Genomic DNA, 14009 nt, shown 5'->3' on the forward strand with positions numbered 1-14009 from the left:
TCCGGTTTTTTGAAACCGTTTGAACTGAATTTAGCCGACTTCGAGCTCAATTTCGCAACCGTAATCCGTTGGGGTCGTGCCAATGAACGGGTGTTTGTTGACTTTGCACCAGCTGCGAATGTCCTTTTCAGCGCCTGGATCGGTGCATTCGATAATCAAGTGTTCGCCGGGTGTTGACTGGCGGACCCGCTGCTGCAATTTAATCACCGGCATTGGGCATTTCAGTCCTTTTGCGTCAATCCGCTGTGGTTCGTGCATTTTTTTATCCAATAAGTTGTTATAATTAGCGGTATTTTACGTCAGAAAGGCCGGGGTTTTGCGTAAATTGTGATGCGGTGGCTTGGAGCCTCCAAACGCAGCGTGTCCCCGGTGATTCAAACCCATTACAGTATCAAACAGACAGGGAAACACAGTGTCTAACAACGCGGCAACGGATATTTCAACTTTTCAAGGGTTGATTCAAACCCTACAAGCCTTCTGGGCGGAACAAGGTTGCGTCATTATGCAACCGTACGACAACGAAATGGGAGCGGGAACCTTCCATCCATCCACTTTTCTAAAAGCCGTCGGCCCTGAGCCGTGGCGTGCGGCGTATGTACAGCCATGTCGTCGTCCAACCGATGGTCGCTATGGTGAAAACCCCAATCGCCTGCAGCATTATTATCAGTTTCAGGTGATGCTGAAGCCGTCACCGGATAATATTCAGGAATTGTATTTGGAATCGTTGAAAACCCTCGGCATCGACCCGTTGGAACATGACATCCGTTTTGTGGAAGATAATTGGGAATCCCCGACACTGGGCGCCTGGGGCTTGGGCTGGGAAGTTTGGATGAACGGGATGGAAGTGACTCAGTTCACCTACTTTCAGCAAGTCGGCGGCTTGGAATGTCGTCCGGTGACCGGTGAAATCACTTACGGTCTGGAACGCATCGCCATGTATCTGCAAGGGGTCAACAGTGTGTATGACCTGACCTGGGTGAATGGGCCGGAAGGCAAAGTCACTTACGGGGATGTCTTTCATCAGAATGAAGTGGAGATGTCGACTTATAACTTCGAAAAGGCCGATACCGAGATTCTGTTCCGTACATTTGATGAGTGCGAAGCCGTCTTTGGAAAATTGGTGGCGGACAAATTACCGCTGCCGGCTTACGAACAGGTATTGAAAGCCTCGCACGCCTTTAACCTGTTGGATGCACGTCATGCCATCAGTGTGACGGAGCGCGCCCGCTTTATCGGGCGGGTGCGTAACATGGCGAAACAAATCGCCGAAGCCTATTATGAAGGACGAGAAGCGCTCGGCTTCCCTCTGGTCAAAGAGGGAGGGCAATAAGATGACCATGAATATGAATACAACAGATTTTTTAGTTGAAATTGGCACCGAAGAGCTGCCGCCGAAGGCCTTGAAAACCCTTTCCAAGGCGTTTGTGGAGGGTGTTAAAGCCGGCTTGGATGACGCCGAGCTGAACTATGACGCCGCGCAAGCCTATGCCTCGCCTCGTCGCTTGGCCGTGAGGGTGGAAGGTTTGCAAACCCGCCAAGAAGATAAAACGGTTGAGCGAAAAGGGCCGGCCAAAAAAGCCGCTTTTGATGCCGACGGCAATCCGACCAAAGCGTTGCAAGGCTTCGCGCGTGGCTGTGGTGCCGACGTCAGCGACCTGTCGGAATTGGAAACCGATAAAGGCATCTGGATGGTGTATTATCTGGAGCAAAAAGGTCAGGCGGCGGCCGATTTGTTGCCGGAGATTGTGAATCAAGCCTTGGCGAAATTGCCGATTCCAAAGCGTATGCGCTGGGGCAGTTCCGATGTGGAGTTTGTGCGTCCGGTGCATTGGGCGTTGATGTTGTTGGATGATCAGGTGGTGCCGGCCACGGTGCTGGGGCACGAAACCTCGAATGTAACACACGGCCATCGTTTCCACGCGCCACAAGCGATTGAAATCACCAGGCCTGGTGATTATTTGACCGTACTGCGGGAACAAGGCTATGTGGAAGCCGATTTCGATGCGCGTCAAGAGCGCATTCGTCAACAAGTCATCGCCGCGGCCGAGTCGGTCAAGGGCGTAGCAGAAATTGATGAAAGCCTGCTGGAAGAAGTGGCGGCCTTGAATGAATGGCCGACGGCGGTGGTGGGCGACTTTGACGAAAGTTTCCTGAATGTGCCTTCCGAAGCCTTGATTTCCGCCATGAAGGGCCATCAGAAATATTTCCATATTCTCGATGCGAACGGTCGATTGATGGCGAAATTCATCACCCTGTCCAATATCGAAAGCTCCAATCCAGAAGCGGTGAAAAAAGGCAACGAACGGGTGATTCGTCCGCGTTTGTCGGATGCCAAATTCTTTTGGGATCAGGATCGTAAACAACCGTTGGACGACTTTTTGCCGCGTTTGAAAACCGTGGTGTTCCAGCAAAAATTGGGTACCTTGTATGACAAGGTTGAGCGATTGGAAACCCTGGTGGTAAAAATCGGTAAGCCGCTGGGTGAAGAAGCACAGGTGCTGGAACGGGCCGCGCGTTTGTCGAAATGCGATTTGATGAGCGAAATGGTGGGCGAATTCCCCGATTTGCAAGGCGTGATGGGGCGTTATTATGCTCAAGCGCAAAACGAAAACGCTCAGGTGGCCGAAGCGATTGACGGCCAGTATCAGCCGCGCTTTGCCGGGGATGATTTGCCGGCATCGGCGGTATCGCAAGCTCTGGCGATTGCCGATAAGCTGGATACGATTACCGGTATTTACGGTATCGGTCAGGTGCCGACCGGGGATAAAGACCCGTTTGCCTTGCGTCGTTCCGCCTTGGGCTTGATGCGCATCATCATCGAAAAAGAGCTGGATTTGGATTTGCGTTTGTTGATTCAATTCAGCTTGGATTTGCATGCCGACATCCCGGTTTCCGAGACCTTGGTGGATGACATTTACGATTTCATCGTCAGCCGTCTGAAAGCCTACTACGCGGCGAAAGGCGTGTCCGCCGAACAATTTGAAGCGGTACGCGTTTGTGCGCCGGCCCATCCGTTGGATTTCGGCAAACGCATTGATGCGGTCTGCCAGTTCAGTGACATGGAAGGCGCTGACAGCTTGAGTGCGGCCAACAAACGTATCGCCAACATTCTGAAGAAATACGACGGCGATTTGCCGGAGGAAGTCGATACGACGCTGTTTGAAGAAACGGCCGAAAAGGATTTGTTTGAAGCCTTGGATGCCCTGCGTGAAACGGTCAGTAACCAAATTGCCGGGCGCGATTATGCGGCGGCCATGGCGTTGTTGGCCACTATTCGTCAGCCGGTGGACGCTTTCTTCGATCAGGTGATGGTCATGGCCGATTCGGAAGCCGTCAAACAAAATCGTTTGGCGCTGTTGAATCAAATTTATCAACTGTTCTTACAGGTGGCGGATATCTCGCGCCTGTAAGCCCTTGTAGGTATTGAAAACGGGCTCGCAGTCTCTGGCTGTCGGGTCCGTTTTTGTTCTATGTCTTTGAAACTGTAAAATAACCAGGCCTGGTTATTTTTACGATTGGGGGTTGTTAAGGAAATCGCATGAAATTGATTGTATTGGATCGTGATGGCGTGGTGAACGAAGATTCGGATGCTTATATCAAGCACCCAGATGAATGGCACCCGGTGCCGGGCAGTTTGGAAGCCATCGCAAAACTGAAACAAGCGGGCTGGACGGTGGCGGTGGCCACTAATCAGTCGGGGGTTCGGCGCGGTTATTATTCGCGCGAGACGCTGCACGCCATGCACATGAAATTTGTGGCGTTGCTGGCGGAGCAGGGCGCGCAAGTGGATTGGATCAGTTATTCGCCTTATGTGGCGGAAGATGACTCGCCGTGTCGTAAACCGGGAACGGGCATGCTTCAGGCCATTGAAAACCGTTTTGGCGTGTCCTTGGTGGGGAAACCGATGGTGGGTGATACCTTGGCAGATATTGCCGTGGCAAAGGCCAAGGGGATGATGCCCTATCTGGTGAAAACCGGAAAAGGTCCACGAACCTTGGCGACACAAGACCCGATGTTGTCGGGCGTGCCGGTTTTTGACAATTTATTGACGGTGGCGGAGGCGTTACGATGAGCGCATTGAAAAAAGGATTTTACGGTTTCCGTTCAATCTTGTTCGTGGTCGGGCAGTTGGTGTCGGTGATCCTGTTTTCGGTGGTGGGTCAACTGTTCCGGCCTTTCTCGAACCGCGCCCGTTACCAGTTTATCCACTATTGGGCTCGGTTTTGCATCTGGTGGCTGAAGATCACTTGTGGTGTCTCTTATCGGTTGCATGGCCAGGAGAATCTGGACTTCTCGAAAACTGGTTTGGTTCTTGCTAGACATGAATCGACATGGGAAACCTTGGCTTTCCAGGCAATTTTCCCACGGCAAACATTCGTATTGAAAAAAGAACTGTTGCGGATTCCGTTTTTCGGATGGGGACTGGCGTTGCTGGACCCGATTTCGATTGACAGGAATGCCGGAAGACAGGCGATTAAACAAGTGGTGAGCGAAGGTGTGGCGCGTCTCCATAAGGATGTTTGGGTGGTGATTTTTCCGGAAGGCACTCGTATGACGTCGGGTGAACCGGGCAAGATTAAGCCGGGTGGCGCCCTGCTGGCCCAAAAGGCCGATGTGCCAGTGTATTTGGTGGCGCATAATGCGGGGCGGTTCTGGCCCAAGAACAGCTTTATCAAATATCCCGGTATTGTGGATATTCATATTAGCCCGCCGTTGGAAACTGCAGATCTGACGGTGGCCGAAATCAACCAGAAAATAGAGGAATGGTTTTTAGCGCACTCTGACATCCAGCACGATAACTCAACCGATAAAAAGAGTGGGGTGCGCTGAAACGAAACGATAAATGAGTAAACTGGCAACCTTCATTGGCGTCTTTTTCGGAAGTTTGATTGTACTTCTGAGCATGGTCGATTTTGAAAAAGGCCAGTTGCTGTCTGCATTTTTCAATTTTCAAGGGTTACTGGTCGTCCTGGGCGGTACCTTCGCTGCCACGCTCATCAATTATCCGCTCTCTCAAATGGGCTGTTTTTTCCGCGGCATCGGAAAGGTGTTCGCATCCGAACCGGAATCGGAAAACGAAGCCATTGAACAAATCGTTTACCTCAGTCACATTGCGCAAAGTAAAGGGGTCTTAGCCCTGGAAAAAGAGATTGAATTGCTCTCGGATTCGTTTCTGCGTTTTGCGTTGTCGGAAATGATGGTCTATCGGGATAAGGACCACTTGGCCACCAGTTTGGAAAACCACTTGAATGCCATGCGGTTGCGACACCTCAACTGTCAGGACGTGTTCAATAACATGGCTTCCTACGCCCCGGCATTCGGTATGATGGGAACGGTGATGGGGTTGATTATGATGATGACCTCGCAAATGGGGGGGGATACCACCACCTATACGCCCGGGCAGTCCGATGATATGTTGAATAACCTACTGCAAGGGATGGGCTTGGCGCTGGTGACGACTTTCTATGGTGTCTTGTTTGCCAACCTTGTTTTTATTCCGATTGCCGGTAAGTTGAAAGTCTTGTCGGACGCCGAAGCGCTGAAAAACGAAATTTTGATGTATGGTGTGCTGGGGTTGAAAAACGAACAGCCGCCGTTGTTGTTGCGTGAAAGCCTGACCGCGTTCGTCAATGAAAAAAACAAAGAGCGGTTGGAGCTGACGCTCAGGTAACGGAGGCGCGTAATGAAATCGGAAGCCATCGTTCAAGCGGAAGAAGCCCGTGCCATTCAGCGCATGAAACGTAACCAGGCCTGGCAGATTGTCTTTATCGCCTTGTTTACTTCCTTGCTGGCCTTTTTTGTGTTGATTATTACCATGGTGGAGCTGGAGGGTTCCAAACCCAAGCGTGATTACCAGCGTTTGGTGAATAATCTCTACCAGGATTCCGTGCATTTAAAAAAACAACTGGGGCTTGAATGGCTGCACATTGAAAACACCTTGTCGAAAGGGGTTCGATTTACGTTGGATGAATCGGATTTGGCCAAACAAGACCTGTTTGCGCCTGCGCGGGCCAAAGTGAGTCCGCGTTACCTGCCTTACATTAACCGTTTTGTACAGCTGTTGAATGAATTGGATTTGCCGACCTATGGGCAGCGCCATCAAAAGTTAGTCAACAGCATTTTACGACCGGATGAAACCTTCCAAGTCACCATTCGGGTGGAAGGCCACACCGATGCCAGCCCTTTGGCGAAAACCGCTCTGTATCGCAGCAACTTTGAGTTGAGTACTTTCCGGGCCTACGCGATTATGAGTTTGCTGAAGTTGTACACCGGGTTGCCCAGTCATTTCTTTTCCATAGCCGGTTACGGAAGTTTTCGGCCGGTGACGAATAATCCGTTGGAACCGGAAAATCGCCGGGTGGAGATTTATTTGGTGCCCCAACTGGTGCCGGAGGGTGAAGAATGAGTGCGCAGGCGTTGAAAGCACGCAGTTCCTGGCTGTTTTCGTTTGGGGATGTGATCACGTTGCTGATTACGTTTTTCATTATGATGATCGTGTTGAACAAAGGTGAAATTACGCGCATTCAAAAGTGGACCGAGCAGCAGTTGGATTTGGCTTATGTTGACTTGAAAGAACAGATGGCTGGCGCACAAGCCATTACCTTGGCGCGTAAAACCAACGGAATCTTAATCAATATTGACCAGAACGGCGCTTATGTCAAAGGCGGTTTTGAACCGTCCGAATCGTTGAAAGATGAGCTGATACGTTTAGGGCAAGCCCTTGGCGGTTTGCAACTGTTTAAACTCAGTCTCGCGGATATGCCGGACAATGTGGTGGAATACGCTGAGGCGGACCACATGAAGTGGCGCGCGGAAATTTCGGTGGAAGGGCATTCCGATAACGACAAAATCGATCCGAATTCGGCTCTGCGAAATAACTGGTTTTTGAGCACCATGCGGGCGCAGAATGTGATGCGCTTGTTGTATGAGAACAGTGATTTATCACCGCGGTTGTTCGGTATTGCCGGTTATGGCGAGTTTCGCCCGATTGCATCGAATGACACGCCGGAAGGCAAGGCTTTGAACCGTCGAGTGCAGATTCTGGTAACCGCCAATTTTGAGAAGGATGATTGGTCGAGCGAATAAGTCGTTGGCAGGTATTTTGTCAGTTTACCGGCAGCTGCCAGTCAATGGGGGCTTGCTGATGTTGCGTTAAATATTGGTTGGCACGGGAAAAAGGCCGACTGCCGAAAAAACCGCGATAGGCGGAGAGCGGTGACGGGTGTGGGCTTTTTAAAATCAGATGTCGTTGCGGGTCGATGAAACGCCCTTTCTTTTGCGCGTAAGCGCCCCACAAAATAAACACCAAATGTTCGCGTTGCGTCGCCAGGGCATGAATGATGGCATCGGTAAACTGTTCCCAGCCTCGGTTCTGGTGGGCATTGGGTTGGCCCGCTTCGACGGTCAGAACGGCGTTGAGCAACAAGACCCCTTGGTCGGCCCAAGGCTGCAAATAACCGCAGTGCTGGTTGTTGACATTGAGGTCGTCTTGCAACTCCTTATTAATGTTCAGCAGCGACTTTGGCAAGGGCTTGACGTCCGGTAAGACCGAAAAGCTCAGGCCATGCGCATGGCCAATCGTCGGATAAGGGTCCTGGCCGAGAATCACCACTTTGACTTTATCGAAGGGGGTGCTGTTGAGTGCGTTGAACCACTGACGGCCTTTCGGAAGAATGCGTTTCCCCTGTGCTTTTTCGGCGGTCAGAAACGCCTTTAACTCTTGCATGTAAGGTTGGTCGAATTCCTGGCCGACCACGGCCAGCCAAGACGGGTCCAGTTGAATGTTCTGTTGCGGCATTAAGCTTCTCTGATTTGTAACGGGTTAAACATCATTTAATTCGGGTTGTTAGGGCGATAATCGGGCAATATGCCAGGCCTGGTCGTTTTCGTCGGAATGGGCGAAGCGGAAACGGTCGTGTAAGCGGTTGGGGCGGCCTTGCCAGAATTCGAAATAGGTTGGGGTCAAACGATAACCGCCCCAGTGTTCCGGGCAGGGAATCTCGCCCAAATGCTCTTCGGCAGCAATTTCCATATTCTGTTCCAGCGTTTTTCGGCCCGGGACTTCGGCGCTTTGCTGCGAAATCAGTGCGGCCAGTTGGCTGTCTCGCGGGCGGGATTTAAAGTAAGCTTCCGACTCGTCGCGGGATATTTTTTCCAAAGTGCCTTCAATGCGTACTTGACGGTCCAGCTCCGGCCAGAAAAACAGCAGGGCGCCTTTCGGGTTCGCGATGATTTGCTGGCCTTTATCGCTTTCGTAGTGGGTGTAAAAAACCAAGCCTTCACGGCCAAATGCTTTCAGCAGCACGATACGGCTATGCGGCTGACCGGTTTCATCCACTGTGGAAAGGCTCATCGCCGTCGGGTCTTGTGCCATTCGTTCGTAGGCGAAGTCCATCCATTCAGAAAACTGTTGAAAAGGGTCGAGATGCAAATCGGCATGATTGAGTGTGGCAAACTCATATTGACGGCGTTCGTCGTGATAGTCTCGATTAGGCATTGGTTCGCTTCCCGTTTGAATCCATAGAATATTAGGGTTAATATAACTCAACTGAAAAATACTTACCACATGACTTACCACTTAGGAGTTCCCTTACGTGAGCGAAAATTACAATGCGTCCGAAATCGAGGTTTTAACAGGGCTGGATCCGGTTCGAAAACGACCGGGGATGTATACCGATACCACGCGTCCCAATCACTTGGCGCAAGAGGTAATCGATAACAGTGTGGATGAAGCCATTGCCGGCCATGCTTCGGAAATCACGGTGACGCATTTCGCAGACGGCTCCATTATGGTGGAAGACAATGGACGAGGCATGCCGGTCGACATTCACCCGGAAGAAGGTGTGCCGGGGGTGGAAGTCATTTTGACCAAACTGCATGCCGGCGGGAAATTTTCCAGTAAAGCGTATCAATTCTCCGGCGGTTTGCATGGGGTGGGCGTGTCGGTGGTGAATGCCCTGTCGAAGCGGGTGGAAATTCAAATCAAACGGGGCGGGCAACAGCATCAGATCGCCTTTGAAAACGGTGAGTTGGTCGAGCCGCTGGAAGTGATCGGTAAGGTCGGTAAGAAGAATACCGGTACCGCTTTGCGCTTCTGGCCGGATGCCACGTTTTTTGACACACCCAAATATGCGTTGACCAAATTAAAACATTTATTGCGTGCCAAGGCCGTCCTCAGCCCAGGGCTGAAAGTCACGTTTGTTGACGAGCCGGGGCAGGAAAAAATCGAGTGGCAATACGACGATGGTTTGCGCGATTATTTGAATCAGGCGCTCGACGGCGTTGAACGCTCGCCGCTGGAAGGCTTTGTCGGCGAGTCGCATAATGAAAATGAAGGGGTTTCCTGGGCGATTACCTGGTTGGACGAACCGTCTGAAAACCTGCTGGAAAGTTACGTGAATCTGATTCCGACGCCGCAGGGGGGAACCCATGTGAACGGTTTGCGTGCGGGGGCGACGGATGCGATTCGGGAGTTTTGTGAATTCCGCAATTTGTTGCCGCGCGGGGTGAAGTTGACGCCGGAAGATGTTTGGCAAAATGTAGCCTTTGTGTTGTCGGCCAAGGTGCGTGAACCGCAATTTGCTGGCCAGACGAAAGAACGCTTGTCGTCGCGTGAATGTGTGCCGTTTATTTCCGGGGTGGTGAAAGACAGTTTGAGTTTGTGGCTGAACCAGCATACCGATGTGGCGGAAAAGATTGCCGAGATTGTTATCAATAACGCCAATAACCGTAATAAGAAAGCCAAGAAGATCACCCGTAAAAAAATCACTTCCGGCCCGGCGCTGCCGGGTAAATTGGCCGATTGTACCGAATCGGACTTGAACCGAACGGAATTGTTCCTGGTGGAAGGGGATTCCGCCGGCGGGTCGGCCAAGCAGGCGCGTGATAAAAACTTCCAGGCCATTATGCCGCTACGCGGCAAGATTCTGAATACTTGGGAAGTGGACCCGGGACAGGTGTTGGCCTCGGCGGAAATTCACGACATCAGTGTCGCCATCGGCGTGGATCCGGGCACGGAAGACTTAGCGAGTTTACGCTACGGTAAGATTTGTATCCTGGCGGATGCCGATTCGGACGGTGCGCACATTGCGACCCTGATTTGCGCACTGTTTGTGAAGCATTTCCCGAAGCTGGTGGAGAACGGTCATGTCTATGTAGCCATGCCGCCGCTGTATCGGGTGGATGTCGGTAAACAGGTGTTTTATGCGTTGGATGAAGCCGAAAAAACCGGCATTCTGGACCGTGTCGAATCGGAAAAAATGCCCGGTAAAGTACAAGTGACACGCTTTAAAGGCTTGGGTGAAATGAACCCGAAGCAGTTGCGAGAAACCACCATGATGCCGGAAACACGCCGCTTGATTCAGCTCAGTCTGGAAACGGAAACCACTGAAAGGGTCATGGATATGCTGTTGGCGAAAAAGCGCTCTTCGGATCGCAAAGTCTGGTTAGAAGAGAAAGGTGATTTGGCCGAAGTGGTGTAATTTCCACGCATTTAGGGGGAAATTATTTTTACATCCGAAACGCTTTTTAATATCATGGGGCTTACACAAAGAATAAGGTGGTAAGCATTCTGTGAAAACGCCGATTCAGTCATCTCTGGTACATCGCTTGTTCGCGGAGTTGGAAAAGCTCTTTTCATCGAACAGTATTATTCTGGTCTTGATGATCTTGCTGACCATTACCATGAATGTTGTCAGTTTTGTGAGCATTAAATGGTTGCAGGCTGAGTGGGCGAATGAGTACAGTTTGTATGAAACCAAAGACAAACTCTACTTCAACCTATATAAAGCGTCGGGCTACGGCGGTTTTATTCATCACTTCAAAAATGCGGTTCTTCGAAACGATTCCAATACGATCAAGCAGCTTTCCGATAATTATCAAGCCATTACCCAAAATTTGACCGCTCTCCAAAAGATGGCCACATCGCCTGAAGAAAAACGCTTGATTCGACAAATTGAAGACACGTTTCAGGAATATTGGAAGAAGATGCCCATCTTGAAACAGGCGATTCAAGAAGGGTGGTCGCCGCAACGAACCGACGGATTGGTTAAGGTGAATGACCGCGCCGCACTGGATGCTCTGGATGAGTTGGTGAGAGTGAATCAGCAGCTATTCAGTGAATCTTTCAGTAAGAATCAGAATTTAATTGATAACGTGCGCTTTTATCAGACACTGTCTTTGACGGTGTTGTTGCTGTTGAGTTTATTATTATTGCTGTTCCTGAGACGTAAGGCAGGCCTGGTCAAAAAAGTGCAATCCTTGCAAAAAGAAATTCTGTGCTATGAGAACCTTTACGAGGGGACCTTGGACAGTATGGTGGATGCTTGCATTATTACCGATGCCGAGGGCACCATTGAGAATTTCAATGAGATTACCTTGCAAACGTTTGGCTATACATCACAGGAGCTGATGGGGCAACGAATTGAAATCCTGATTCCGGAAGGGGAGCACAAGGAACACCATGCCGATTATATGAAATCGGCTTCGATGCGTAAAAAAGTGTTGTTCAAGGGGCGCGAGTTAAAGGCGCTTAAAAAAGATGGTTCGGAAATCTCGGTCGAAATTACGGTGACACCGCTCAGGGTGAGCGAGCAGTTGAAGTTTGTGGGCATTATTCATGATATCACCGATCGGATGAAACTGATGGAGCAGCTGGGGTCGGTTTTATTACAGCTGCGTAATGAAGCGACTAAGGATTATTTGACGGGGTTGATGAACCGTAAGGCGTTTTTTGAGCATGCCGACAAAGTTTGGAGTCTGGCCAAACGTAATCAACAGCCTTTGTGTTTGCTGATGTTGGATATAGACCTTTTTAAAGAAATTAACGATACCTATGGGCATAACTCCGGTGATCGGGTTTTAAGAGGTCTGGCTGAGCTGTTCGAGCATGAATGTCGCAAAGAAGACCTGATTTGCCGTTACGGGGGCGAAGAGTTTTTAATTTTGTTGGAAAGCCAGCCCTCTAAGGGGGCTATCGAGTTTGCACATCGGATTCGTCATGCGGTAGAAGAAGCCGAGATGGATGTCGGTGAAGGGTTAACCATCCAAGTGACCGTTAGTATCGGTTTGGTTGCGGTTGAGAGCCGCCATATCCCCTCTATGGAAGAGCTGATTTCTTTGGCCGATAAGGTGCTGTACCAAGCGAAAAAAGGTGGCCGAAATCAGGTGGCCGAAAATATTTTGAAGGACTGATTGTCTTTTTTCTGAAACGCCGTCACAATAAATACGTACTGTAATGGATTCGTTGTTATGGCTGATTTGCTGTCTTATTCCCCCATCTCGTTAATGCCGTTGATTTTGACGGCGCTGATTCTGTTGGGCTATTTTGTTCTAAACTGGTTTTTGAAGCGGATTATCACCTCCTTAGGGCACCTCAAAAATGTGCCGCCTGCCCGCCATGCGCAAGTGTATAAATATTTTCGGGTCGTGCTGATTATTCTGACGGCGGTGATGCTGTTACTGGCTTGGGGAATTGATTATCGGGGGTTGGTGGTGGTGGCTTCTTCGATTTTGGCCATGCTGGCGGTGGCGTTGGTCGCGCAGTGGTCGATTTTGAGTAATATCACGGCGGGTGTTTTAATCTTTTTTAGCTTCCCTGTGCGTATCGGCGATAAGATGGAGATCATTGATGGTGCTTCCAGTGTCACGGGTGAAATTGTGGAGATTAATTTGTTTCAGATTATTCTGCTCGACGATGATGGGAAAATGATTTCATACCCCAATAACCAGCTTTTACAGAAAGCGGTGCGTAAACTCGCCAAAAACGAACCGCCACCGGTGTTGAGCCCTGCGAAACGTACGCGAATGAAAGATCGCTTGAAGGCCGAGTAAGTTTTGCTTCTTTGGGGGTTAGGTGTTCGCTTTACGGTGCAGTTGCTTACCGAGTTCTTTAAGGCGTTCTTTGTATGCAAGAAAGTCTTCGATGATTTCGGCGTTTTTACGACTGAGATCTTCGAATTCAATGGATAGGAAATAACCGTTTGCGGTATTGTGACTGTTACGAACGTGTCCGAAAAGCGATATGTTATTGAACTCGCCCAGCGCCGGTAATTCAAAGTTGACCTCCAGGCGCGTGCCGATGGCCGCATTTTTAGGGGACTCTACGGCGACGCCTTTGATGGAAACTTCTTTTAAGCGCCCTTGTACCGTAACGGTATGCCCTTTGATGGTGGCATTGCGATCCGTTGAGGTGGACACCGAATTAAATAACATTTGGTTTGCGACTCCCTAATCCAAACGGTGGTGGTAATTGATGTACTCGGTAATCACCGATTGCATGTAATTGGAAATGCCGGTGAATTCAACACCGATTAAATATTGCTGACCACGAATGTGTGTGCTGTGAGCGGTGACGCCTTCCAGTTTGATTTCCGAACGACCAATGCTCGGCAGTTGAAACTGAACGGAAACCTTATCGCCTTCCTTCAATTGTTCGCCGGCTAGAATGCCAATGCCCAATATGGATAAATCCAACATTTTCGCATCGGTGGAACCGCTTTCGGTGGTCAGTTTTACCGGTCTTTCCGTTGAAATGCGTTCGGCTCTTCGTTGTTCAGCAGTATACAGCATAGTCTTCCATCTAGGTTCAGGGTTGGCTTTTAGTTTTATTCAGTATATTAACTATGATAAATTAACTTGTATTGAATGGAAAACCAAAATGTGGGACGAAGATGCTTTTTTCCGTAGAAGTCGAAAACATTAAATGCGGTGGCTGCGCCAATTCTATCGAATCGAAATTGGCGGCGTTGGATGGTATTTCCCAAGTGTCTGTGGAAATCGAGGCAGGCCTGGTTACTTTTGAGTCCGAGGACGACACGCCCGTCGAAATGGTTAAAACCAAACTCACGAGCATGGGATACCCAGAAAAGGGTTCCCTGGAAGGCATGGAAGCGGTTGGCGCGAAGGCCAAATCCTTTGTTTCCTGCGCCGTCGGCAAAATGACTCAAGATTGACCGATCATTTCTGATCGAGCGAGCGAACATTAGCCCGCAAACAACATAAACAAAACC

16 protein-coding genes are annotated in these 14009 nt (G+C 50.0%); 11 read left to right on the forward strand and 5 right to left on the reverse strand.

All coding sequences use genetic code 11. The annotated features are described in order from the left end of the window. Positions 1-30: 30 nt before the first annotated feature. The gene (locus AC0KH7_RS01625; protein WP_472370088.1) at positions 31-258 is read right to left on the reverse strand and encodes a sulfurtransferase TusA family protein; all 228 of its coding nucleotides are present in this window, start codon (positions 256-258) and stop codon (positions 31-33) included. A gap of 154 nt (positions 259-412) precedes the next feature. Here AC0KH7_RS01625 and glyQ point away from each other — a divergent pair, with 154 nt between their 5' ends. The 7 genes from glyQ to AC0KH7_RS01660 all read left to right on the forward strand — a co-directional run bounded on the left by glyQ (position 413) and on the right by AC0KH7_RS01660 (position 7086). After that, entirely contained in the window at positions 413-1330 is a 918-nt protein-coding gene (gene glyQ, locus AC0KH7_RS01630; RefSeq protein ID WP_472370090.1) for a glycine--tRNA ligase subunit alpha, read from the forward strand. Positions 1331-1337: 7 nt separating this feature from the next. Then, the gene (glyS, locus tag AC0KH7_RS01635; protein ID WP_472373776.1) at positions 1338-3410 is read left to right on the forward strand and encodes a glycine--tRNA ligase subunit beta; all 2073 of its coding nucleotides are present in this window, start codon (positions 1338-1340) and stop codon (positions 3408-3410) included. A 128-nt stretch (positions 3411-3538) separates the two neighbouring features. Continuing rightward, positions 3539-4072: a D-glycero-beta-D-manno-heptose 1,7-bisphosphate 7-phosphatase gene (gene gmhB / locus AC0KH7_RS01640; RefSeq protein ID WP_472370092.1), complete on the forward strand. Its 534-nt coding sequence runs from the start codon at positions 3539-3541 to the stop codon at positions 4070-4072. After that, positions 4069-4830, forward strand: coding sequence for a lysophospholipid acyltransferase family protein (locus AC0KH7_RS01645; RefSeq protein WP_472370094.1), 762 nt, complete (start codon positions 4069-4071; stop codon positions 4828-4830). Before gmhB ends, AC0KH7_RS01645 begins: the two co-directional genes overlap by 4 nt. 13 nt (positions 4831-4843) lie before the next feature. Continuing rightward, the gene (locus AC0KH7_RS01650; RefSeq protein ID WP_472370096.1) at positions 4844-5671 is read left to right on the forward strand and encodes a motility protein A; all 828 of its coding nucleotides are present in this window, start codon (positions 4844-4846) and stop codon (positions 5669-5671) included. Positions 5672-5683: 12 nt separating this feature from the next. Then, a complete protein-coding gene (locus AC0KH7_RS01655; RefSeq protein WP_472370098.1) occupies positions 5684-6406 on the forward strand; it encodes an OmpA/MotB family protein in 723 nt (240 codons plus the stop codon). Beyond that, positions 6403-7086 carry an OmpA/MotB family protein gene (locus AC0KH7_RS01660; RefSeq protein WP_472370099.1) on the forward strand — a complete coding sequence of 228 codons (684 nt, stop codon included), beginning with the start codon at positions 6403-6405 and terminating at the stop codon, positions 7084-7086. Before AC0KH7_RS01655 ends, AC0KH7_RS01660 begins: the two co-directional genes overlap by 4 nt. Positions 7087-7105: 19 nt before the next feature. Here AC0KH7_RS01660 and ung read toward each other — a convergent pair whose 3' ends face one another. Together ung and pdxH are read right to left on the reverse strand one after the other, a co-directional pair. After that, positions 7106-7798, reverse strand: a complete 693-nt coding sequence (gene ung, locus AC0KH7_RS01665) for a uracil-DNA glycosylase (RefSeq protein WP_472370101.1) — start codon at positions 7796-7798, stop codon at positions 7106-7108. A gap of 48 nt (positions 7799-7846) precedes the next feature. Then, a complete protein-coding gene (gene pdxH, locus AC0KH7_RS01670; protein WP_472370103.1) occupies positions 7847-8497 on the reverse strand; it encodes a pyridoxamine 5'-phosphate oxidase in 651 nt (216 codons plus the stop codon). Between the two features lie 97 nt (positions 8498-8594). On the opposite strand from pdxH, the gene parE reads away from it, so the two are divergent. From parE to AC0KH7_RS01685, 3 genes are all read left to right on the forward strand, one after another. Further along, positions 8595-10481 carry a DNA topoisomerase IV subunit B gene (gene parE / locus AC0KH7_RS01675; RefSeq protein WP_472370105.1) on the forward strand — a complete coding sequence of 629 codons (1887 nt, stop codon included), beginning with the start codon at positions 8595-8597 and terminating at the stop codon, positions 10479-10481. Between the two features lie 91 nt (positions 10482-10572). Then, complete coding sequence (locus AC0KH7_RS01680) at positions 10573-12192, forward strand: diguanylate cyclase (RefSeq protein WP_472370106.1); 1620 nt, start codon at positions 10573-10575, stop codon at positions 12190-12192. 57 nt (positions 12193-12249) lie between these two features. After that, positions 12250-12831: a mechanosensitive ion channel family protein gene (locus AC0KH7_RS01685; RefSeq protein ID WP_472370108.1), complete on the forward strand. Its 582-nt coding sequence runs from the start codon at positions 12250-12252 to the stop codon at positions 12829-12831. Positions 12832-12849: 18 nt separating this feature from the next. On the opposite strand, the gene AC0KH7_RS01690 is transcribed toward AC0KH7_RS01685, so the two are convergent. After that, entirely contained in the window at positions 12850-13212 is a 363-nt protein-coding gene (locus AC0KH7_RS01690) for a PilZ domain-containing protein (protein ID WP_472370110.1), read from the reverse strand. Between the two features lie 15 nt (positions 13213-13227). Further along, complete coding sequence (locus AC0KH7_RS01695) at positions 13228-13569, reverse strand: PilZ domain-containing protein (protein WP_472370112.1); 342 nt, start codon at positions 13567-13569, stop codon at positions 13228-13230. A gap of 101 nt (positions 13570-13670) precedes the next feature. Here AC0KH7_RS01695 and AC0KH7_RS01700 point away from each other — a divergent pair, with 101 nt between their 5' ends. Further along, the gene (locus AC0KH7_RS01700) at positions 13671-13952 is read left to right on the forward strand and encodes a heavy-metal-associated domain-containing protein (RefSeq protein WP_472370114.1); all 282 of its coding nucleotides are present in this window, start codon (positions 13671-13673) and stop codon (positions 13950-13952) included. The last annotated feature ends 57 nt before the right edge of the window (positions 13953-14009 follow it).

Origin of the sequence: Hydrogenovibrio sp., from assembly GCF_965140365.1 — a bacterium.
Taxonomy (GTDB): Bacteria; Pseudomonadota; Gammaproteobacteria; order Thiomicrospirales; family Thiomicrospiraceae; genus Hydrogenovibrio.